This is a genomic window from Desulfobacterium sp. N47, from assembly GCF_051233685.1.
GTDB lineage: Bacteria > Desulfobacterota > Desulfobacteria > Desulfobacterales > RPRI01 > RPRI01.
Genome location: NZ_JBAMMY010000117.1, coordinates 24,142 through 45,680 on the forward strand (window position 1 = coordinate 24,142; position 21,539 = coordinate 45,680).

Genomic DNA, 21,539 nt, shown 5'->3' on the forward strand with positions numbered 1-21,539 from the left:
ATAAAGAGGTAATAAAAACTGTGGGACCGGATATCCATTTCATAATAACAGGCCACACCCATCTCGAACGCGCCATAGACATAGGCGGCGGCCGCTTCTATTTTAACTGCGGAACATGGATACGCCTGCTTAGTTTTACGGAAAACATGCTTAAAAACGAAGATTCCTTTAATCCGGTTTTTAACCTGCTTAAAAATTGCACTATGGATGACATTGACAAGGCTTCTTTCAGCGATGCCCCTTTTGTGCTTGATCAGAACAGCGCGGTCTGCATCAGTGCAGAAAACGGTAAGGTAACCGGTCGGCTCGTGCACATAGTAAAAGACGGAGATTCTGTGGCACAAAAGACTATCAAACAATTTCAGAGATAGAGGTGAAGATATGTTTGAAATCCGAAACATCAAACTTGAAATCCTGCGGCCAGGCCCGGCTCACAATCAGCTACTCTCACCGCTTACCCCATACATAGCCCTCTGCGGCTCCGACGGTCCGGTAACAGTTTATTTACCCTTTGAACAGCGGCAGCTTCTAAGCAGGCTGGAACGGCTCAGGTATTATGTTGGCGGAAATGCTATCGCTCCAAGCCAGCGCGAAGCTGAACTCCGCGATCTTGGTGAGATCATCGGTCTTTTTTTTGGCCAGGTTCCTGCGTTACTGGCCGAGCTTGGCAACAACCGGGCAGAGCGGGGAAAGCTTGTGCATCTGCGGCTTTCGCTTTCCGCCTTCGAGCTTGGTCTTGTACCCTTCGAGACAGCCATCGCGCCAAATGGTTTTCCAGGCTCCGGTTCGCCACTTTTTCTGCAATCAAATATACCCATTACCCTGACCAGGGAAGTCCGCCGCGGCCAGCCGCTGCCGGTGAAATGGGATCGTCCGCCCCGCATCCTCTTCATTTTTGCCTCACCTGGCGGATTAGCGACTGTGCCTGCCGAAAATCACCTGTTGGCACTTCGCCGTGCAATTGCTCCATGGGTAAAGGTCAAGGACAGTGTTGAAGATCAGGTGAAGGAAGTAAAAAAAATGATCACTGTTCTGCCGGAGGCAACCCTGGATCAGATTCGTATTACCTGCGCCGATACTGAATTTACTCACGTACATATCCTGGCGCATGGCGCTCCTTATGATAATAACATTGACAAACACTATGGGCTTGCTTTATGCAGCAGCTCCAATCCTGCCGAGATCGATATTGTCGATGGCGAACGCCTTGCCATCGCACTCACCCCTGAACGCGCCACAACAAGCACCGGCCGGAACCGACCTACGGTGCTCTCGCTTGCAACCTGTGATTCCGCCAATGTAAATTCAGTGCTTACCCTAGGCGGCAGTATCGCCCATGAGCTGCATGCAGCCGGAATCCCGTGGGTTTTCGCCTCCCAGTTTCCACTCTGGATGCGTGCCTCGACCATATGCACGGAGGTGTTGTACAAGCGTCTGCTCAAGGGCGCAGATCCCCGTTGCATACTTTATGAATTGCGGCAGCGTCTGAGAACATCATGCCCTGAAACACACGACTGGGCAAGCATCGTAACCTATGCAACCGTACCATGGAATTTTGAAAAACAGGTAGATGAATTTCGCGATAAGCAGACACGCGATAGAATCGAAATCAAATTTGCGCGTATTGATGATCTTCTAAATAACAGGAAATCCGAATCTTGTGCAGATGAAACCGTTTCATCGGAAATGAAGGTTCTGAGCGAGACAATCCGTAAAGAACTCAAAGAATGGCTCGATGATACAACTGTGCCAACAACTCCAAAAGAGCGTTCCGAACTCCTGGGTGTTAGTGCTGCCAGCGAAAAACGTATCGGTATTGCTTACCATAAACTCTCTGACAAGGCGAATAAATTACAAGCCTACAATAATTCCTGCGAGTTTTATCGAAAAGCCTTTCAGACTGATACAACCAACTCCTGGGTCATCACCCAGTATCTTTCCATGCTGGCAGTAATCAGGCAGGAAAAAGGTGACGGCATGACAGGATTGGCAGAAAAATATGGCCAGTTATGGAATGCAGCTTTACTAATCATCGATATGCAGTTACCTACCCTGGCTGGACAAGATCTTGCCTGGGCTTACGGAACCCTTGCGGAGCTGGAATTGCTCGAATCTATCTATGCCGGTGAAGAATATAAAGAGGAGACTTCCAAAGATTTAATTGCCAACTACTGTAAAGAAATTATAGAAACCTGTGAACCTGACGCATTTGCCGTACAATCAACCGAACGGCAGTTTAGCAGATATACTGACATCTGGAAAAATGAGAAATGGGATGCGCTTGCCAAAGCTGCGCTTGCAGTTCTCGGCAAAAGATAGAATTTGGATTCAACCTGATATTTTATATTTTGACAACAAATAACAAAAAAAATGGGCCTGCAAAAATTGCAGGCCCTTATATTTTTTATGGAGGCGGCATCCAGATTTGAACTGGAGAATAACGGTTTTGCAGACCGTTGCCTTACCACTTGGCTATGCCGCCAAAAAAAATGGAGCGGGAAACGGGATTTGAACCCGCGACTTCGACCTTGGCAAGGTCGCACTCTACCACTGAGTTATTCCCGCTCACTATAAAAACCTGCGACAATATTGTTTATGAATAATTACCTTGCACAGGTTTCTATCAGGCTTTGTTAAGTATAAGCTAATATGCTTTTTGTCAATAAAAATTTTGGATCTTTCTTAGTTGCGAAGGTGTTCGCTGATAGCATAACAAAATCTATTCCTTAAAAAGTTTCCAGAAATGAACAAAATAATCCATGCCTGACCAAACCGTCAAAATAAGCGCTGCCCAGAGAAAAACCATTCCTATAGCATGAAAATTGATCCCCATATATGGATAATGCGTCAAAAGAGGAATAATTGCCGCTACCTGAAAACCGGTTTTATATTTTCCAAGTTTTGAGGCAGCCACATCCTGACCATGTTCGGCTATAATACTTCTTAAGCCTGTTACCGCAAGCTCACGCCCTATAATAATACAAACAACCCAGGCAGGTATCCATCCGAAAGAAGCCATCATTATACAGGAACATGATATAAGAAGCTTATCGGCAAGGGGATCCATGAATTTGCCGATATTTGAAACAAGACCCCACCGCCTGGCCAGATAACCGTCAAGATAATCGGTAATAGCTGCAGCACTAAAGAGCAGTGCCGCAATCAATGTAAAATATTTGTTTTGAAACAGCAGAAATACGACAATTGCAGGAATTGCGGCCATTCTGTATATTGTCAAGCTGTTTGGATGCTTCAATATATACAGAATTCTGCTGTTATTCATTATGCCATTATCCTAATAATATTAATTTTTTGTTTTTTTCGATTTCTTCCAGTCATCCAGAAAAGATTTTATACCCTTATCCGTAAGCGGATGGGAAGCAAGCTTTGCCAGGACATTAAAAGGAATAGTAGCAATGTCTGCCCCGAGTAAAGCAGATTCAAGAACATGGAGAGGATCACGCACGCTTGCTACAATAATTTCCGTTTCGAAAGCATAGTTGCCGTATATGTCTACAATCTGCTCTACCAGTAAAAGACCGTCATGGGAAATATCATCAAGCCGCCCTACAAAAGGACTCACATAAGTAGCACCGGCTTTTGCAGCCATCAAAGCCTGAAGAGGCGAAAAAATCAAAGTAACATTTGTATTTATACCATCATCCGTAAGCTTTCTTACAGCTTTGAGGCCATCAACCGTCATGGGAATTTTTACAACCACATTCTTATGGATTGATGACAGCTGGCTCGCTTCTTTTATCATACCCTTTGCATCAAGGCTTATAACCTCAGCGCTGATCGGTCCGTCAACAATCTTGCAGATCTCTTCTATTACTTCTTCTAAAACACGGCCCTCTCTGGCAATGAGAGACGGATTGGTTGTAACTCCATCCACCATCCCCATACTGTTTGCTTCTTTTATTTCATCAATGTTTGCCGTATCAATGAAAAACTTCATAATAAATCCTCCTTAAGCCGCACTTCACACTTTATTTGTTCGAATTCAGCTTGACGAACTTATCCCGGCATTCCGGACTGCAAAAATACATATCCTTGCCGCCAAAATTGAGATGTATACCATCATGTCTGGGAAAATATACTTCACAAACCGGGTCCTTTACCATTACATCATCCACTGTATCAGCCTTTGTATCAGCCTTGCGATAAACTTTTTTCCCCGAAGGAGCCGAAGGGGCTGCCAAGTATTTAAAAATCTTAAATACAAAAAATATCAGTAAAATATATATTATTAATTTCATTGCAAATTTAACGCACTTATATCAGACCGTTAATATTTAATTATTTGCTGTTCATTATCATCCAGATTGTCGAGCAGATATTTTATATCTTTTTTAAAAACCGGATGAATTACAGATGAATCTATATCACAAAGAGGCTTTAGCACAAACAGCCTTTTATGCATCCTGGGATGCGGTATTGTAAGCTTCGGTGAATCAATAACCAAATCGTCATATAATATAATATCAAGATCAAGAACACGCGGCCCGAATCGTACTTTGTCTTCTATTCGTCCGGCATTATACTGGACTGAAACCATCTTTTTTAAAAGATCGTCAGGTTTAAGCGCGGTTTCAACCTTTACAACAGCGTTTATGAACCAATCCTGATCCTTATAATCAACAGGAGAAGTCTTATAAAAATGTGACCATGCAATAATTTCAACAACCCCCGGATCAGTCAGTGCTTCTATACCTTTTTTGCAGTTTAAAAGCTTATCACCGATATTGGAGCCGACTGAAATATATGCAGTGTGTTTCTCCACTTCAATAATACCGGTTAAACCGAAGGTTTAAATTTCAACAGATCGGATTCGTTCAACAACTTCTTTCATCCTCTCCTGGCCAACCGTAAGAGCCATACGAATATAGCCTTCTCCGGCAGAACCGAACCCGTTTCCGGGAGTAACAACAATACCTGTTTTTGACAGAAGAAGACTGGTAAACTGCGCTGATGTGTAACCCTTTGGAACCTCTACCCACACGTAAAAAGTAGCACGCGGCTTTTTAACCGAAAATCCAAGTCCCGTTAAGCCGTCCACCAGAATATCGCGGCGCTTTGTATATTCCAGGTTAAACTCATCCACACATGACTGGTCTCCGTCAAGAGCTGCAATACCTGCAATCTGTATGGCCTGGAATGCACCCGAATCTATATTGCTTTTTATCTGTCCGAGCCCATCGATCACTTCCGGTCTTCCTACAGCAAATCCCAGGCGCCACCCGGTCATATTATAGGTTTTTGAAAGCGAATGGAATTCAATTCCAACTTCTTTAGCACCTTGTGTTTCAAGAAAACTGGCCGGCTTGTAACCGTCAAACGCCATTTCAGTATAAGCCGCATCATGGCATATTATGATATTGTTTTTATGTGCAAATTGCACAACATCTTTAAAAAATTCTTCCGTTGCAACAGCGGAAGTCGGATTATTGGGATAATTAATAAACATCAGTTTTGCTTTTTTTGCTATATCATCAGGAATGGCACTAAGATCGGGAAGAAAATCGTTTTCCTTTTTTAAATCCATCAAATGGGATCTGCCTCCTGCGAACTGAACTCCAATATTATACACAGGATAACCCGGGCTTGACACAAGCGCTATGTCTCCCTGATTAATAAAAGCAAGCGGAATATGTGCAATACCTTCTTTAGATCCGATCAATGTTACGACTTCTTTGGCGGGATCAAGAGATACATTGAATCTTTTCCTATACCATCTTGCAACCGCATTATTAAACTCATCCATTCCTGTATATGAAGGATATTTATGATTTTGCGGATCTGTTGCAGCTTTCTGCAAAGCTTCGATTATATGAGGCGGAGTAGGCATATCCGGATCACCTACGCCAAGACTTATTATATCAACACCGCGTTTTTTAACTTCATCCTTCTGCCTGTCGATTTCCTTAAACAGATATGGAGGAAGATTTTTCAGTCTTTCAGATTTTTCGATCGTAATCATTTTACAAATACCATCCCTTTATTAAAATAATTATTGGAATATTGGCCTGAATATTAATATTGCCAGGCATCTTTTCCCAATTCACCTTTGTATATTACCCTGGCATCTCCTTCAAGATAAATATCATAAAACCTGCCGTTATCCTGTTTAAAATGAATGGTAAGAACCCCTTTGCTTCTGGTTACTACATCTATAGGAGACTCAACTTTATATTTACAGGCTGCAACCAGGGCAGATGCTATTGAACCTGTGCCGCATGCCAGAGTTTCGCCTTCAACACCTCTTTCATAAGTTCTGATATGAATCGTGCTGTTTGAAACACAGCTGATAAAATTTACATTTGTTCCGGCTGGAGCATAATTTTCATGAAATCTGATTTCCCTGCCTGTGCCGTCAACATCAGCGCCTTCAATGTCATCAGTTATGATAACTACATGCGGCACACCGGTATTTAAGCTTGAAACCGTTATCGGACCTTTTTTTAAAGGTATCTGATAATCATATTTACAATAAGTTGGGTCCATCATGTTTACTTTCACCCTGCCATCGGTTACCTGGGCATGCACTATCCCGGCATCGGTTAGAAAAGACATATCAGGTTTTGCAATCTTATTTATGCAGGCAAACATGGCCGCACATCTTGCGCCGTTTCCGCACATCTCAGCTCTGCTGCCGTCCGAATTGAAAAACTGCCATTTAAAATCAGCCGAATCACAATTTTCGATCAGTATAAACCCGTCGGCGCCTACAGACATTCTTCGCGCACAGACCTTTGTAATAAAGGAGGCAAGGCCTTTGTCTTCAATCAAATTTTCTCTGTTGTCAATTATGATAAAATCGTTGCCGCTTCCGCTCATTTTAAAAAAATGTATATTTTTCATATCCTGCTTATTGCCATTTATAAAAAATCAGGGATAATTTCGCCCCGTGTAAGATCTTCGTATTTCTGCCTTTTTCTTGCAACCTGAAACTTATCGCCATTTACCATCACTTCGGCAAGCTTAAGCCTTGAGCAATAATTTGATGACATAACAAAACCATAAGCCCCCGAACTCATAACAGCCAGCAGATCCCCCTGTTCAACTTTTTGAATATTGCGGTCAAGAGCTAAAAAATCACCGCTTTCACAAATAGGACCGACAATGTCTGCTTTAATCTCTTCATTATCCGAATCAACAACAGGTTTTATGGCATGGAAAGCCTCATAAAGAGTTGGGCGGACAAGATCATTCATGCCTGCATCAACAATAATAAATTCCTTGACACCGGTTGATTTCCGGTAGAGAACCTTTGTTACAAGTATTCCGGCATTTCCCACAATTACTCTTCCCGGCTCAAAAATCAGCTTAACCTTGGTATCACCAATAACTTCCTTTATTGCATTTGCATATTCTACAGGATCAGGAGGCTCTTCATCATTATACGTTATTCCAAGGCCTCCCCCTAAATCCAGATATTTTATATTGATTTTACATGCTGCAAGATCTTTTATCATGGTTTTTAAGATGTAAAGAGCATCCTTAAACGGCCCTGTTTGGGTAATCTGTGATCCTATATGACAATCAAGACCTATCACCTTAATATTTTTAAGCTTTGCTGCAACTTTATATGCCTCCATGGCTGCTTCGATATTTATACCGAACTTATTCTTTTTCATACCTGTTGAAATATATGGATGAGTTTTGGGATCAACATCAGGATTTACCCTGATTGCTACAGGCGCTTTTTTCTTCAGCAATCCTGCTCTCTGATCTACAATCTCAAGCTCCTCCATGGATTCGACGTTAAACATCAGTATTCCCATTTTAAGAGCATAATCAATCTCATCTATTCTCTTTCCAACACCCGAATAAACTATTTTGTTTGAAGCATATCCTGCCTTTAAGCCTCTGTAGAGTTCCCCTCCCGAAACGATATCAAGCCCTCCTCCAAGTTTAGAAAACAGGCTTAATATAGCAAGGTTTGTATTAGCCTTTGCGGAAAAGCAGACAAGTTTGTTTACACCTTTAAAGGCATCGTTAAACGCTTTAAAGTGTCGTTTCAGTGTAGCATGGCTATAGATATATAAAGGCGTGCCTATCTTTTGCACAATATTTCTTACAGGCACATTCTCACAATACAATTCTTTGTCACGATAAATAAAATGATTCATAATTCTCCCAACGAGCACCAATTGCATAATAGCTAAAATCGAAATATGCTGTACGTTATTCGATATTCGCTTTAATGGTTTTTATGTATTAATAATCAAATTTTATTATATTTGAATCTCTGCTCTCTGATGTCATGTTTTTACTAAAAGCAGTAACCTTGAAAAAATACTTAAATCCCTTATCAAGCTGTTTAATATATTTTATTTTTCTGTCATTTCCATTAAAATCCGCTGCAACCTCAGCAATCGGCTTATAATTAATCGGACAGTTTTCACAAATTTCTTCTGAAAGAGGATATTTAGCCTGGCGAATAACAAATCCTGTTATAGGGGGACTCTCTTTCTCTTTGGCTTCAGGAACAGTCCAGGTAAGTATAACATTATTAGCTTCAATTTTAGATTCAAGATTGTTTACAGAAGGAACAGCCAATTGCCTTGGCGGTGATGGCGGGCCTTTTTTGCCGCAGCCGGCCACTGATAAAACAACCACCATTACAACCATGGCTATAAATATTAAATTGTATTTAAATAATTTATATAAGCTAGTCATTTCCGTTTTATATGCCTTTTATAATTATAAATAAATAATCAACATGCCGACCATTAGCGGTATAAACTTACCTGCTGTTAAATTTGAGGCCTTCGCAAGGAAAACTTATCAGGCTTCTTTAGCAATATCTTTTTTTGCTTTCTTAATAGCAGCAAGAACATTGCCGGTAGCAGTTCCCCCGGATGATTTTCTCCGGTTTATCATGCTGGCAGGTGTTAATACTTCAAATACATCATCTGAAAAAAGATTCGAAAAAGTTTTAATCTCATCAAGAGAAAGTTCATGAAGCTCTTTTCCTTTTTTTAAAGCAAAAGCAACCGCCTTTCCTGCGCATGAATGTGCTTCTCTGAAAGGCATGCCCTTTATAGTCAGATAATCAGCCAAATCCGTGGCATTTAGAAACCCCGAAGAAGATGCTTTAAGCATAACCTCTTTATTTATTTTCAGCTCAGGAAGCATTCTCGTATAAACCTCAATGCATGCAGTTAAAGTATCAACGGCATCAAACATTGCAATCTTGTCTTCCTGCATATCCCTGTTATATGACAGGGGTAAGGATTTCATAATTGTCAGCATTGAGATAAGATCTCCGAATATACGCCCTGACTTGCCTCTTACCAGTTCACAAACATCCGGGTTTTTCTTTTGCGGCATTATAGAACTTCCTGTAGCAAAAGCATCGGGAAGTTCTATAAAACCGAACTCATATGATGACCAGATTATCAGATCTTCGGAAAACCGGCTGAAATGAACCATGCAGATTGCGGCAGATGAAATAAATTCTATTATAAAATCCCTGTCTGCAACCGAATCCATGCTGTTTGCGGTTACTTTTGGAAAGCCAAGAAGCTTTGCCGTATAATTTCGGTCTATCGGATAAGTTGTACCTGCAAGAGCAGCGCTTCCCAAAGGCATCACGTTTATACGCTTAAAGCAATCACGCATCCTTTCGGTATCGCGCAAAAACATCTCATAATATGCCATAAGGTGATGAGAAAAAAGCACCGGCTGGGCCTTTTGCAGATGGGTGTAGCCGGGCATAATCGTATCCGTATTTTTTGCGCAAAGATCAATGATGACTTTTCTCAGCTCAATAAGGCCGCTTATGATTTTGTTTACTTCATCTCTTAAATACATCCTTACATCAAGGGCAACCTGATCATTTCTGCTTCTTGCCGTATGAAGTTTTAAAGCAACCTTTCCTATGTCTTTTGCAAGTCTTGACTCAATATGCATATGGATATCTTCGAGGCTGTCATCATATTCAAATTTACCGCTTTCAATATCTTTTTCTATCTTTAAAAGACCTTTTTCTATCAGCGAAGCTTCCTCGCCGGTGATTATGGATACATTTGCAAGCATGCGGCTATGGGCGATGCTTCCTTCTATATCATGGGCATAAAGTCTTTTATCCACCATTATAGAAGACGTAAATGCTTCCACAATCTTATCTGTTTTCTGAGAAAATCTGCCATCCCATGGTTTGTCCGACATATAAAAAGCCTCAATCTTTTATGTAATATTTCTATTTTTTAAGCTCTGAATCCTTAAACGTAAGGCATTCAGCTTTATAAAGCCTTCGGCATCCTTCTGGCTGTAAACGCTGTCTTTTTCAAATGTGGCAAAATCATGACTGTATAAGGACTGATCAGATTTTCTGCCAAGAACCATGCAGTTTCCCTTGTAAAGCTCAATACGGGCCGTACCTGAAACATATTCCTGGGTTTGGTCTATCATATTTTGTAAAATTTTCATCTCGGGTGAAAACCAGAAACCATAATAAACAAGTTCTGCATATTTTGGGATCAGAGAATCCCGAAGATGCATTACTTCTCTATCCATTGTTATAGATTCAACAGCCATGTGCGCTGCTCTTAATATTGTACCTCCAGGGGTTTCATATACTCCGCGCGATTTCATACCTACAAACCTGTTTTCGACCAGATCAATTCTTCCTATACCGTGTTTTCCTCCAAGTCTGTTAAGCTCCTTTAAGAGTTTGGCAGGAGAATATGTTATCCCGTCAATTGCAACAGGATTTCCTTTCTCAAATGAGATCTCTATGGTTTCCGGTTCATCAGGAGCATTTTTCGGAGATACGGAAAGAGTGAACATATCTTCCGGCGGTGCATTCCATGGATCTTCAAGCACTCCTCCTTCATAACTTATATGAAGCAGATTTCTGTCGGAGCTGTATGGCTTTGCCTGAGTAGTAGGCACCGGAATACCATGTTTCTTGGCATAATCCATAAGAAGCGTTCTTGATCCTAAATTCCATTCACGCCATGGAGCTACAATTTTTATACCCGGATCATGCGCAAGATATGTAAGCTCAAACCTTACCTGATCATTGCCCTTGCCGGTAGCCCCGTGGCTTACCGCATCCGCCCCTTCGATTTTTGCAATTTCCATCTGGCGTTTTGCAATAAGCGGTCTTGCAAGAGAAGTCCCCAGAAGGTATTTGCCTTCATAAACGGCATTTGCACGAAAGGCAGGAAAAACATAATCCTTTGCAAATACTTCTTTAAGATCATCGATATATACCTTAGCAGCACCGGTTTTTTTAGCTTTCTCATCTATATAGTCAAGCTCTTCTTCCTGTCCCAAATCAGCCGAAAAGGTAATTACTTCGCATTGGTATGTTTCTATAAGCCATTTAAGAATAACAGAGGTATCCAGTCCGCCCGAATAGGCCAATACTATTTTTTTAATTTTATCCGACACGTTATTTCTCCAAAAACAAAATGTTTAAAAAAATCTATGAAACAGCCGATTTACCGCCTATTAAAGCTTCAAGTATTGCTTTTGTCATATGAAGCTTGTTCTCAGACTGATCCCATACAACGGATTTAGGGCCTTCAAGTACTTCTTCGCTGATTTCTTCCTCACGATGTGCCGGAAGGCAATGCATAACAATGACATCTTCCGATGCATATTGAAGAAGTTTACCTCTTAATTTATAGGGCTCAAAAACAAGCTTTCTTTCTTTATGTTCGTTTTCCTGCCCCATGCTAGCCCATACATCGGCATACAACACGTCTGCATCGCTTGCGGCTTCAACAGGATCGGATGTTAGTTTAATTTTTCCGCGTCCTCTTTCAAAGGCCCTTTTTAATATCTCTTCATCAGGATAATAGCCTTTTGGACATGCAAGTACAAGATCAAGGCCCAAAACAGCAGCTGCATTGATCCATGAATGCGCCACATTGTTTCCGTCGCCGATCCACGATATTTTGATCTTGTCATATCTTCCTTTTTTTTCAACTACCGTCATGATATCGCTTAATACCTGGCAGGGATGATACAAATCGGTCAGTGCGTTTATAATCGGGATTGAAGAAAACTGTGCAAATTCATCAAGCAGCCCTTGGGAATACGTTCTTATTGCAAGACAATCGATATATCTTGAAAGCACTCTTGCCGTATCTCTGATCGGTTCATCCCTTGCTATCTGGGTATCTTTTGCGCTTATAAAAAGCGGGGTTCCGCCAAGCTGAATCATTGCAGCCTCAAAAGAAATACGTGTCCGTGTCGACGGCTTATCAAAAATCAAACCAAGAGTTTTCCCTGCAAACGGGCGGTATGAAACACCTTGCTTTTGCATTTTTTTCAGTTCAATAGCCCTGTTCAGCAAATAATCAATATCAGTTTTTGTTAAATCCAATATGGTTAATATATCTTTTTTCAAGGCACCCTCTGCAATATATCATCAAGTAAAAATGTAAAGACGCAAAATCTTGCGCCTCAAGGAATTTGCGTCTCTACGGGTTGGTTTTTAGTCTATAGTATTTCATCAAGGCACAAAACAAGATCGTCGATTTCCTGCTTACTGATAATAAGAGGCGGAATAAAACGAATTACATTACCCTGTATGCAGTTTACAAGAAAACCTTTCTCAAGGCATTTGTTGACCACCGGCTCTCCTTCAGTATCAAGTTCTATCCCAAGCATAAGCCCTATCCCACGCACATCCCTGATAGAACTATGCCTGCTTTTAAGCCACATAAGCCTTTCCATAAAATATGCGCCGATCCTGCCGCAATGCTCTATAACCTTTTCTTCCGAAAGTACTTTTAATACTTCAAGCGCAGCTGCCGTAACAACCGGCGTACCCCCAAAAGTAGAGGCATGGGAACCATGTACGAAAGCTGATGCTACATGCTCTTTTGCAAGCATCGCTCCTATCGGAAGGCCGTTTCCAAGAGCCTTGGCCAAAGTCATGATATCCGGCTCAACACCAAAATGCTGATAGGCAAAAAGTTTTCCGGTACGCCCTATTCCGGTTTGTATTTCATCAAAAATAAGAAGAGCGCCGGTCTCATCGCAAAGCTTTCTTACTTCTTTCAGATAACCCGGAGCAGGTCTCCATAATCCCCCTTCTCCCTGAACCGGTTCAAGAAGTACAGCACATGTTGAAGAATTAATTTTATTTGCCAAAGCATCAATATCATTAAAGGGCACAAAGTCGAATCCTTCAAGAATAGGGTCGTAACCTTTTTTTACCTTATCCTGACCGGTAGCAGATAAAGTTGCCATGGTGCGGCCATGGAAAGACCTCTCCATAGAAATTATTTTGTATCTTTCTTTTTCGTTGTTTGTGCTAAAGTATTTCCGTGCCAGTTTTATGGCTGCCTCGTTTGCTTCCGCTCCGCTGTTGCAGAAAAAAACCTTGTCTGCAAAACTGTTTTCTACAAGCCATAAAGCAAGTTCGACCTGCGGCACCGTATAATAAAGATTAGACACATGAAAAAGAATATCCGCCTGGCTGCACAAAGCTTTTACTACCCTGGGATGGGAATGCCCAAGGCTGCAAACAGCAACCCCTGCTACAAAATCGATATAGGATTTTCCATCGGTGTCCCATACTTTGCAACCCCTACCCTTCTCTATGACAATAGATGGCCTTTTATATGTATTTACGATACACTTTTCCGCTTTTTCAATTATATCATTATTCATAACTTGATTTTACTTCCTTACTTCCGTTCCTATGCCCTTATCGGTAAACAACTCCAGGAGCAAAGAATGCCTTTTTTTGCCGTTTATAATGTGAACCTTCTCAACTCCCTTTTTCAGTGCTTCCAGAGAACATTCTATTTTTGGAATCATTCCTCCTGAAATACTCTGCTTATCCATCATTTTTTTGGCAGTAACAGAATCAATTGACGTTATCAGATCTCCGGAAGCTTCTAGAACGCCATCCACATCGGTAAGTAAAATAAGACGGCCTGCGGAAAGTGACATCGCTATGCTTGCTGCTACAAGATCAGCGTTTATATTAAAAGTCTCCCCTGATTTACCGGCGCCGACAGGAGCTATAACCGGGATAAAACCCTTGCCGGTAAGTGTAGTTATTATGTCAGGATTAATATTTATAACCTCGCCCACAAGCCCCGGGTCAATTATTTCAGGCGGTGTGTTTTCATCTTTTTTAAACACTATGCGAAGTTTTTTAGCCAGTATCAGTCCTCCGTCTTTTCCGCTCAAACCCACCGCTTTCCCGCCATGCTGATTAATCTGGGCAACAATAGCTTTGTTGACTTTTCCGCCGAGAACCATCTCAACAACATCCATTGTAGGCTGATCGGTAAGCCGCATACCTCTCACAAAAGTTGATTTTATTCCCATCTGGGAAAGCACCTGGTTTATCTGCGGACCACCTCCGTGCACAACCACAGGATTAAGCCCGACAAATTTCATAAGTACGATATCGCGGGCAAAATCTTCCTTTAATTGCTCATCAACCATTGCATGGCCGCCATACTTTATTACTATTGTCATGCCGTAAAAACGCCTGATGTACGGCAAAGCTTCAATCAATATATCCGCAACATTTGGATCCATTTTTCTTATATATACCCCTCATCCCGAACTTCTCAAACAACCCCCTTTGTCCCCCTTTGTTAAGGGGGAATGGGAGGAGAAAACCTTGAACCTTTAACCTTGATTAGAGAATATACCTGCTCAGGTCCTCATTATCTTTAATGTCATTTAATTTGCTTGAAACAGAATTCGCGTCAATTACAACATCTTTGCCAGGCATATCCGGAGCATCAAAAAGAATATCCTCAAGCAGGCATTCCATAATGGTATGAAGCCTTCTTGCCCCTATATTTTCAGTATGATTATTGACCTCTTCAGCTATTCTTGCAATTTCTTCAATTGCTTCCGGTTCAAAAACAATATTGACCCCCTCTGTTTTAAGCATGGCAATATATTGGATAAGCAGAGCATTTTTAGGTTCCTTCAGAATTCTGACAAACTCTTTCTGACCCAATGCTTCAAGCTCGACCCGGATAGGAAAACGCCCCTGAAGTTCGGGTATCAGATCGGAAGGTTTAACGGCATGAAATGCACCGGAAGCAATAAAAAGTATATGATCGGTCTTTACCGGGCCATACTTTGTAGTAATTGTACTTCCTTCTACAATCGGAAGAAGATCTCTTTGCACGCCTTCCCTTGACACGTCAGGACCGGACCCACCGTTTTTACCTACAATTTTATCAATTTCATCAATAAATATAATTCCGGATTGTTCGACTTTCAGAATCGCACTTTTTACTACTTTATCCATATCCACAAGCCGCTGGGATTCGTCCAATGTCAATATTTCCATAGCCTCGGAAACTTTTACTTTGCGCTTCTTTGTGTTTTTTGGCATCAGGCCGCCAAGCATATCTTTAAAATTAACGCCCATCTCTTCCATGCCTAAGTTGGAAAATACTTCAATTACAGGCATTTGTCTTTCCGAAACATCAAGGTCTATAATACGGTCGTCAAGCTTTCCCTTTCTGAGCATGTCACGAAGTTTATTTCTTGTTGCAGATAAATCGGTGCTTTCAGCATTAACGGGCTCCAACCCGGTTTCGCCTGATTCATTCTTATTGTCAACTTCCTGGCGGTTTGTTTTAGGAAGCAGGATATCAAGCATTCTTTCTTCGGCAATAATCATTGCTTTCTCTTTGACATCCTCCTGTTCTTTTGACTTAACCGCGTTGACAGTCAATTCAAGAAGATCCCTTACCATAGATTCAACATCGCGCCCTACATATCCTACCTCGGTAAATTTGGATGCTTCAACCTTGTTGAAAGGCGAATCCGTAAGCTTTGACAGTCTTCTGGCAATCTCTGTTTTTCCTACACCTGTGGGACCTATAAGTATGATATTTTTAGGAGCAATTTCATCACGCAGATCATCAGGCACCTGCTGCCTGCGCCAGCGGTTTCTTAAAGCTATAGCTACCGATTTTTTAGCTTTATTCTGACCGATTATATATTTATCAAGTTCCTTTACTATTTCAGACGGTTTTAAATTTTCCATATTTCTCAAAGTTCTTCTATAGTTATTTTGTCGTTTGTGTATACGCAAAGAGATGAGGCTATTTTCATCGATTCTTCAACGATTTCTCTTGCGCTCAGATTGGAGTGCTTAATAAGAGCTGCTGCTGCTGCCTGTGCTCCAATTCCTCCTGATCCTATGCCGATAAATCCCTCATCAGGTTCTATAACATCACCGTTTCCTGAAATAAGAAAAATTCTGGTGTTGTCAACTGCAATCATGAGAGCCTCAAGACGTCTTAAATACTTATCGGTCCGCCAGTCTTTTGCAAGTTCAACGGCGCTTCTTGTAAGATTGCCGTTATATCTTTCCAGTTTGCCTTCAAGACGTTCCGAAAGATTAAGCGCATCAGCTGTGGCTCCTGCAAATCCGACTATAATGGTATCATTATATATCCTTCTGACCTTTTTAGCCGTGTGTTTAACAACCATGTTATTAAGAGTTACCTGGCCGTCACCGGCAACTGCTATTTTATCCTTATGCCTAACGGCAAGAATTGTTGTCCCGTGGAAATTCATGATTTCGTTTTCCTGTTTTTTCAGCATATTATTTTCTTGGATGAGCCTTGTCATACGTCTCCATAAGTCTGTCTATACCAACATGCGTATATCTTTGAGTGGTTGAAAGGCTTTTATGCCCCAACAACTCCTGTACAACTCTCAGGTCTGCTCCGGCATCCAGCATGTGTGTGGCAAAAGAGTGCCTTAGAGCATGAGGCGAAACAGGCACTGAAATACAAAATTCACTGACAAATTTTTCTAGTACCCGCGCAATGGATCTGGTTGTAAGACGTCCTTTATTCTTATTTAAAAAAAGCGGGCTGTTTTTATCTGATAAGATATTATCTCCTTGTATCTTTTGTCTGTATGACTTTATTGTATCCATTGCCTTGCTGCCGATAGGTACTATCCGCTCTTTACCACCCTTTCCAAAAACTTTTATTAAACCTGCGCCAAAATCCACACTCGAAACATTAAGACCTGCAAGCTCTGAAACACGTATTCCGGAAGAATACATAGTCTCAAAAATCGCACGGTTTCTTAAACCGGAAACAGTATCGGTTTTTATTGAATCAAGCAGACGAAACATTTCATCAACAGTAAGATAAGCAGGAATATTTTTATCCTGTTTGGGTGTTGATATTAATTCAAGAGGATTATCAGATATAATGTTACGCCTTACAAGGTGCTTAAAAAATGACCTGAGAGCGGACAGCTTACGAATAATTGATTTTTTTTTGTTCTTCTTGTGCAAAAAACCAAGATATGCTCTTATCAACAGATAATTTGCATCTTCTACCATAAATGTTGATATTTCAGATTCTTCATCACTGTCCTGCCCGGATTTTTCAGCGGCATAAGAGGAAAACTCATAAAGATCATTTGCATAAGCCCGGCAGGTATTAACCGAATATCCTTTTTCGGAAGCAAGAGTTTCGATAAAAGAGCTGATCATACTGTCAATAGGATGCTTGCTCATCGGATAGAACCGTTAAAATTGATCAATAATTCAAGTTCGTCCCAGCTTCCAACCTCCATAAACGGGTGTTTTTCTCTGTTCCAGGGCTGTTTAAAAACAACAGGTGTAACACCTTTTTCATTTAACGCAAAACATGTTTCAAGTCTGTCTTCCACAAAATATGAAATATTTTTCCCCAAAAGGACATCAGCCTTTGCTTCAAAGGAACCTGTGGCTACAACCTCCACCAAAGCAGGATCTATCGACAATGTTTGCGATATCCAGTCGTGTATTGGCCCGGGATATGGCCTTGCGGTCACAAAAAGGAGCGGCCCTTCGCTGCTCAGCCTTTTCAGCACGCGCGTTGATCCTTTAATAGGTTTCAAGGGAGCGCTATGCTTACCATCAATTATTTTGTTTATTATATCACTGATTATCTCAGGTTTAATATCAACACATTCTTCAATATAATAGCATTTAATATCTTTATATAATATACTATCAATATTATATTCGTCCCTGGCAATATCAATAAATAAAGACATTATATCGGCAAATACGCCGTCAATATCAAAAGCCAGAGAAACCGTATCTATCATTAAAGCACCATGTCACACAAAATTTAAATATATAAAATATCCTGAATTTTTATACTCTTGTCTTCTTTTTAAGTTTTATTATCCTGTCGTGGTATATCCGGGCCATTTTCGGATTTTCATCACCAATAGCAACCTCATGTTTTGCCTTTATTTCCTTAATCTTAGCTTTCAATTCCCTAACGGTTGCATTGCTCTTTTCAGAAGGCGCTTCCACTATTCCTCTCGCCTCTTTGATAGTGCTTATAAGCTCATCTTTATTCATACCATGAGCGCCTGTTACTCCCGGAGTGTTAATCGCGAGTTCTCTCAATTCCTTAGCTGTCATTTTATCAAGAGGTTTTTCTTTTACCGCTTTTTTCTTGCTACCCATCTTAATTCCAATCTCCTTTCTCTGTTCATGTATCATGTAAAAAGCACAAGCGGAAGCGCTTATGCTTCCGCCATAAAATTAAAATATTTTAAACATCCCTATTATGATGAACATGCAAAATGTCCATCGTAATTCTTAAACTATTTATTTTTATAAAGTCAATAAAATAGATAGGCCCGCATAAAACCCATCAAAACGCATATTCTTCAATTAATCAGCTTTTTCATGCGATGCAATAGCCTTTGCTATATCTAAAAAGGGCCTGAACATGTCTATCGGTACCGGGAAAATAGTAGTAGTGTTCTGCTCGGACGACATTTCTCTCATTGTCTGAAGATACCTGAGTTGTAAGGCCATCGGATAATCCCCTATGATCTGTGCAGCTTCGGCCAGTTTAGTCGCAGCTTGCTGTTCGCCTTCCGCATTGATTATTTTAGCTCTCCGCTCTCTTTCAGCCTCAGCCTGTTTGGCCATAGCTCTTTGCATTTCCTGAGGAAGATCAATATGTTTAAGCTCTACAGTTGCAACCTTTATTCCCCATGGATCCGTATGCGTATCAAGTATCTCCTGTATCTGGGAATTAATTTTTTCTCTTTCCGATAAAAGATCATCAAGCTCACCCTGACCGCAAATGCTTCTTATAGTAGTTTGGGCAAGCTGAGTCATTGCATACTGATAATTTTCAACTTCAACAACAGCTTTTACGGTATCTATAACCCTGAAATATATAACCGCATTTACCTTAACGGAAACATTGTCTCTTGTGATTACATCCTGAGGATCCACATCTATTACAATAAGTCTAAGGCTGACTTTTACCATCTGGTCGACAAACGGAATTAAAATAATTATGCCGGGACCCTTTGCCTTGATAACCCGTCCGAGCCTGAATATAACTCCCCGTTCATATTCATTTAATATTCTTATAGATGTTGAAAGAAAAAATATTACAATAACCACTATTACAATAGATGAATACATTTTATTCTCCTTTTTTTGTTATAATTAATTAATTAAGTGGATCTTGTAAAAAATTCATCTTTATTTATTAATCTGCTCAACTTCCAGAACAAGATTATCAACCTTAATGACCTTAACTTTAGTTCCTACCGTTAAAGGCATTATTGATCTTGCTTTCCACAATTCACCATGCACAAAAATTTTTCCTTCCGGCATGATATCTTTTTTTACTATTCCTGTTTCTCCGATTAAAGCTTCGGAACCGGACATTGATTTCAATATCTGGGCCTTAAAAACAAGCGCTGAAACAGCCACAAAAAAGAGTGACACAAAAACAACTGTTGGAAGAAGAACATCCATAGATATCCTTACACCGGGAACCGAACCTTCAAAAAGCATAAGAGAACCAAGTAAAAATGATGTGACTCCTGCCACGCTTAAAAGTCCGTAGCTGGTAATCTTCATCTCTAAAATAAAAAACACCACAGCCAGCACTATAAGAAGTACTCCGGCATAGTTTATCGGAAGCACCTGAAAAGAATAAAAAGCCAGTATCAGCGAAATTCCGCCTATTACTCCGGGAAAAACCACACCCGGATGCGCCATTTCAAAATAAAGGCCTGCAAGTCCTATCATCATAAGAACATAAGATATATTCGGATTGCCTATGATATTTAAAATTTTTGTTCTAAGAGTCTCTTTGTATTCGGTTATTTTATAGCCATCAAGCTGTAAAACACCTTTGTCCTTAATTTTCCTCCCGTTTATTTTTGTTATTAATTCATCAAGATCTTTTGCCACAAGATCAATTACGTTTTGTTTAAGCGCTTCCGTCTCAGTTATGGAAACGCTTTTTCGGACTGCATTCTCTGCCCACTCAACATTTCTTTGTCGCTTAGCAGCAATACTTCTTGCAAATGCGGCCATGTCGTTTGTGATCTTATCAGACATTGTTCCGCCCGTATCTTTTCCACCGATCCCTACAGGATGCGCAGCTCCGATATTTGTACCGGGAGCCATCGCTGCTATATCAGCAGCTATGGTAATCATCACTCCTGCAGAAGCAGCCCGGGCTCCGTCCGGAGCCACATAAACTATAACAGGAAGCTTTGACGCAAGAATATCAACTATCATTTCCCGCATAGATTCCGAAAGTCCTCCCGGTGTATTAAGTTTTATTATGATACAAGCGAAGCCATTGTCCCCGGCAAACTTTATTCCGCTTTTTAAAAAATCGGCAACACCCGGATTTATATCGGCTGAAATACTGATCAGACATATATCCTGCCTGCCTGCATAACCATAATCCGCCGGTACAAGGATAAATAAAGATAAAAAGATTAGTATTATTCCGGATATCCCGGTTTTCATATATATTTTAACCTTTCATCATACCAATCAGTTTTTTCATATCTTCCCATACATCGCGTTTTTTTTCGGGACTCCTCAACAGATATGCCGGGTGATAGGTAGGCATAACCTGCATACCCCGATAATCAAACAAACGCCCCCTTAATTTTGAAATCGGCTCGTTTGTATCAAGCAGGGTTTGAGCAGCAAATGTACCAAGTGCGCAAATGAAATCAGGGGCGATTGCATCAAGCTGGCGTTTCAGAAACGGAAAACATGCTTTTATTTCATCAGGTTCAGGATTCCTGTTTGAAGGCGGACGGCACTTAATGATATTACAGATATATACCTCGTCTCTTGTAAGATTAATAGCCTCAATAATTTTGGTTAACAGCTGCCCGGCTCTTCCCACAAAAGGCTCTCCTTTTACATCTTCATCATAGCCTGGACCTTCCCCGACAAAAGCAAGCCTGGCATTGGGATTTCCCGTACCAAATACTATATTTGTCCGTCCGCCGGAAAGCTTGCATCTTTTGCATTCTCCAAGCTCGCTTCTAATTGAATCAAGATTATCAAGGGAAAAAGAAGTTATTTTATCAAGTTTTTCCACAACACCTATAGTTTTTTCAGAACAATCAAAACCAGCACAACCTGCTTTTGCCATAAACTTAAGCGTACTGCTGACTTTATTTAAAACATCATCAATATCTTCCATATCCCCTTTTCCTGAACCCCGCCCTTACCTTTCACCTTGCACCTTTAACTTGCACCTTGATCCTTT

General features: G+C 40.8%; 23 protein-coding genes and 2 tRNA genes. 2 read left to right on the forward strand and 23 right to left on the reverse strand.

Going from position 1 to position 21,539, the window contains the following annotated elements; genetic code table 11:
- Positions 1-20 precede the first annotated feature (20 nt).
- Entirely contained in the window at positions 21-371 is a 351-nt protein-coding gene (locus VXK47_RS07115; RefSeq protein ID WP_435548079.1) for a hypothetical protein, read from the forward strand.
- Between the two features lie 10 nt (positions 372-381).
- Positions 382-2,319 (forward strand): CHAT domain-containing protein, encoded by a 1,938-nt coding sequence (locus VXK47_RS07120; RefSeq protein ID WP_435548080.1) that lies wholly within the window; start codon positions 382-384, stop codon positions 2,317-2,319.
- Positions 2,320-2,407: 88 nt separating this feature from the next.
- Here VXK47_RS07120 and VXK47_RS07125 read toward each other — a convergent pair.
- The 23 genes from VXK47_RS07125 to VXK47_RS07235 all read right to left on the reverse strand — a co-directional run bounded on the left by VXK47_RS07125 (position 2,408) and on the right by VXK47_RS07235 (position 21,473).
- Positions 2,408-2,482 (reverse strand) — tRNA-Cys (locus tag VXK47_RS07125).
- Between the two features lie 8 nt (positions 2,483-2,490).
- Positions 2,491-2,565, reverse strand: a tRNA-Gly gene (locus VXK47_RS07130).
- A gap of 154 nt (positions 2,566-2,719) precedes the next feature.
- Positions 2,720-3,283: a CDP-alcohol phosphatidyltransferase family protein gene (pgsA, locus tag VXK47_RS07135; protein ID WP_435548081.1), complete on the reverse strand. Its 564-nt coding sequence runs from the start codon at positions 3,281-3,283 to the stop codon at positions 2,720-2,722.
- Between the two features lie 21 nt (positions 3,284-3,304).
- Entirely contained in the window at positions 3,305-3,958 is a 654-nt protein-coding gene (gene fsa, locus VXK47_RS07140; RefSeq protein ID WP_435548082.1) for a transaldolase family protein, read from the reverse strand.
- Between the two features lie 31 nt (positions 3,959-3,989).
- A complete protein-coding gene (locus VXK47_RS07145; protein ID WP_435548083.1) occupies positions 3,990-4,259 on the reverse strand; it encodes a hypothetical protein in 270 nt (89 codons plus the stop codon).
- A 29-nt stretch (positions 4,260-4,288) separates the two neighbouring features.
- Positions 4,289-4,783 carry a 2-amino-4-hydroxy-6-hydroxymethyldihydropteridine diphosphokinase gene (folK, locus tag VXK47_RS07150; RefSeq protein ID WP_435548084.1) on the reverse strand — a complete coding sequence of 165 codons (495 nt, stop codon included), beginning with the start codon at positions 4,781-4,783 and terminating at the stop codon, positions 4,289-4,291.
- 27 nt (positions 4,784-4,810) lie between these two features.
- Entirely contained in the window at positions 4,811-5,980 is a 1,170-nt protein-coding gene (locus tag VXK47_RS07155; protein ID WP_435548085.1) for an LL-diaminopimelate aminotransferase, read from the reverse strand.
- A gap of 53 nt (positions 5,981-6,033) precedes the next feature.
- Positions 6,034-6,861: a diaminopimelate epimerase gene (gene dapF / locus VXK47_RS07160; RefSeq protein ID WP_435548086.1), complete on the reverse strand. Its 828-nt coding sequence runs from the start codon at positions 6,859-6,861 to the stop codon at positions 6,034-6,036.
- Positions 6,862-6,878: 17 nt separating this feature from the next.
- Positions 6,879-8,132, reverse strand: a complete 1,254-nt coding sequence (gene lysA, locus VXK47_RS07165; protein ID WP_435548087.1) for a diaminopimelate decarboxylase — start codon at positions 8,130-8,132, stop codon at positions 6,879-6,881.
- Between the two features lie 88 nt (positions 8,133-8,220).
- Positions 8,221-8,682 carry a fibronectin type III domain-containing protein gene (locus tag VXK47_RS07170; RefSeq protein WP_435548088.1) on the reverse strand — a complete coding sequence of 154 codons (462 nt, stop codon included), beginning with the start codon at positions 8,680-8,682 and terminating at the stop codon, positions 8,221-8,223.
- Between the two features lie 108 nt (positions 8,683-8,790).
- On the reverse strand, positions 8,791-10,176 hold the full coding sequence (gene argH, locus VXK47_RS07175) for an argininosuccinate lyase (protein WP_435548089.1): 1,386 nt from the start codon (positions 10,174-10,176) through the stop codon (positions 8,791-8,793).
- Between the two features lie 18 nt (positions 10,177-10,194).
- Positions 10,195-11,406: an argininosuccinate synthase gene (locus tag VXK47_RS07180; RefSeq protein ID WP_435548090.1), complete on the reverse strand. Its 1,212-nt coding sequence runs from the start codon at positions 11,404-11,406 to the stop codon at positions 10,195-10,197.
- 34 nt (positions 11,407-11,440) lie between these two features.
- Positions 11,441-12,370 carry an ornithine carbamoyltransferase gene (gene argF, locus VXK47_RS07185; protein WP_435548091.1) on the reverse strand — a complete coding sequence of 310 codons (930 nt, stop codon included), beginning with the start codon at positions 12,368-12,370 and terminating at the stop codon, positions 11,441-11,443.
- Positions 12,371-12,462: 92 nt separating this feature from the next.
- The gene (locus VXK47_RS07190; protein ID WP_435548092.1) at positions 12,463-13,641 is read right to left on the reverse strand and encodes an aspartate aminotransferase family protein; all 1,179 of its coding nucleotides are present in this window, start codon (positions 13,639-13,641) and stop codon (positions 12,463-12,465) included.
- 9 nt (positions 13,642-13,650) lie between these two features.
- Positions 13,651-14,526 carry an acetylglutamate kinase gene (gene argB, locus VXK47_RS07195; protein ID WP_435548093.1) on the reverse strand — a complete coding sequence of 292 codons (876 nt, stop codon included), beginning with the start codon at positions 14,524-14,526 and terminating at the stop codon, positions 13,651-13,653.
- Between the two features lie 103 nt (positions 14,527-14,629).
- On the reverse strand, positions 14,630-16,003 hold the full coding sequence (gene hslU, locus VXK47_RS07200; RefSeq protein ID WP_435548094.1) for an ATP-dependent protease ATPase subunit HslU: 1,374 nt from the start codon (positions 16,001-16,003) through the stop codon (positions 14,630-14,632).
- Positions 16,004-16,008: 5 nt separating this feature from the next.
- A complete protein-coding gene (hslV, locus tag VXK47_RS07205; protein ID WP_435548095.1) occupies positions 16,009-16,566 on the reverse strand; it encodes an ATP-dependent protease subunit HslV in 558 nt (185 codons plus the stop codon).
- A 1-nt stretch (position 16,567) separates the two neighbouring features.
- The gene (gene xerA, locus VXK47_RS07210) at positions 16,568-17,500 is read right to left on the reverse strand and encodes a tyrosine recombinase XerC (protein ID WP_435548096.1); all 933 of its coding nucleotides are present in this window, start codon (positions 17,498-17,500) and stop codon (positions 16,568-16,570) included.
- Positions 17,497-18,078 (reverse strand): 5' nucleotidase, NT5C type, encoded by a 582-nt coding sequence (locus tag VXK47_RS07215; RefSeq protein ID WP_435548097.1) that lies wholly within the window; start codon positions 18,076-18,078, stop codon positions 17,497-17,499. Before VXK47_RS07215 ends, xerA begins: the two co-directional genes overlap by 4 nt.
- 49 nt (positions 18,079-18,127) lie before the next feature.
- On the reverse strand, positions 18,128-18,448 hold the full coding sequence (locus VXK47_RS07220; protein ID WP_435548098.1) for a transcription termination factor Rho: 321 nt from the start codon (positions 18,446-18,448) through the stop codon (positions 18,128-18,130).
- A gap of 210 nt (positions 18,449-18,658) precedes the next feature.
- On the reverse strand, positions 18,659-19,429 hold the full coding sequence (locus tag VXK47_RS07225) for a slipin family protein (protein ID WP_435548099.1): 771 nt from the start codon (positions 19,427-19,429) through the stop codon (positions 18,659-18,661).
- A 60-nt stretch (positions 19,430-19,489) separates the two neighbouring features.
- On the reverse strand, positions 19,490-20,779 hold the full coding sequence (locus tag VXK47_RS07230; RefSeq protein WP_435548100.1) for an NfeD family protein: 1,290 nt from the start codon (positions 20,777-20,779) through the stop codon (positions 19,490-19,492).
- A 7-nt stretch (positions 20,780-20,786) separates the two neighbouring features.
- The gene (locus VXK47_RS07235; protein WP_435548101.1) at positions 20,787-21,473 is read right to left on the reverse strand and encodes a uracil-DNA glycosylase; all 687 of its coding nucleotides are present in this window, start codon (positions 21,471-21,473) and stop codon (positions 20,787-20,789) included.
- Positions 21,474-21,539: the final 66 nt, after the last annotated feature.

Coding starts and splice junctions, on each gene's coding strand:
- VXK47_RS07120 (WP_435548080.1), top strand. CDS start 382: ATGTTTGAAATCCGAAACATCAAACTTGAAATCCTGCGGCCAGGCCCG.
- pgsA (WP_435548081.1), bottom strand. CDS start 3,283: ATGAATAACAGCAGAATTCTGTATATATTGAAGCATCCAAACAGCTTG.
- fsa (WP_435548082.1), bottom strand. CDS start 3,958: ATGAAGTTTTTCATTGATACGGCAAACATTGATGAAATAAAAGAAGCA.
- VXK47_RS07145 (WP_435548083.1), bottom strand. CDS start 4,259: ATGAAATTAATAATATATATTTTACTGATATTTTTTGTATTTAAGATT.
- VXK47_RS07155 (WP_435548085.1), bottom strand. CDS start 5,980: ATGATTACGATCGAAAAATCTGAAAGACTGAAAAATCTTCCTCCATAT.
- dapF (WP_435548086.1), bottom strand. CDS start 6,861: ATGAAAAATATACATTTTTTTAAAATGAGCGGAAGCGGCAACGATTTT.
- lysA (WP_435548087.1), bottom strand. CDS start 8,132: ATGAATCATTTTATTTATCGTGACAAAGAATTGTATTGTGAGAATGTG.
- VXK47_RS07170 (WP_435548088.1), bottom strand. CDS start 8,682: ATGACTAGCTTATATAAATTATTTAAATACAATTTAATATTTATAGCC.
- argH (WP_435548089.1), bottom strand. CDS start 10,176: ATGTCGGACAAACCATGGGATGGCAGATTTTCTCAGAAAACAGATAAG.
- VXK47_RS07190 (WP_435548092.1), bottom strand. CDS start 13,641: ATGAATAATGATATAATTGAAAAAGCGGAAAAGTGTATCGTAAATACA.
- argB (WP_435548093.1), bottom strand. CDS start 14,526: ATGGATCCAAATGTTGCGGATATATTGATTGAAGCTTTGCCGTACATC.
- hslU (WP_435548094.1), bottom strand. CDS start 16,003: ATGGAAAATTTAAAACCGTCTGAAATAGTAAAGGAACTTGATAAATAT.
- hslV (WP_435548095.1), bottom strand. CDS start 16,566: ATGCTGAAAAAACAGGAAAACGAAATCATGAATTTCCACGGGACAACA.
- xerA (WP_435548096.1), bottom strand. CDS start 17,500: ATGAGCAAGCATCCTATTGACAGTATGATCAGCTCTTTTATCGAAACT.
- VXK47_RS07215 (WP_435548097.1), bottom strand. CDS start 18,078: ATGATAGATACGGTTTCTCTGGCTTTTGATATTGACGGCGTATTTGCC.
- VXK47_RS07220 (WP_435548098.1), bottom strand. CDS start 18,448: ATGGGTAGCAAGAAAAAAGCGGTAAAAGAAAAACCTCTTGATAAAATG.
- VXK47_RS07225 (WP_435548099.1), bottom strand. CDS start 19,429: ATGTATTCATCTATTGTAATAGTGGTTATTGTAATATTTTTTCTTTCA.
- VXK47_RS07230 (WP_435548100.1), bottom strand. CDS start 20,779: ATGAAAACCGGGATATCCGGAATAATACTAATCTTTTTATCTTTATTT.
- VXK47_RS07235 (WP_435548101.1), bottom strand. CDS start 21,473: ATGGAAGATATTGATGATGTTTTAAATAAAGTCAGCAGTACGCTTAAG.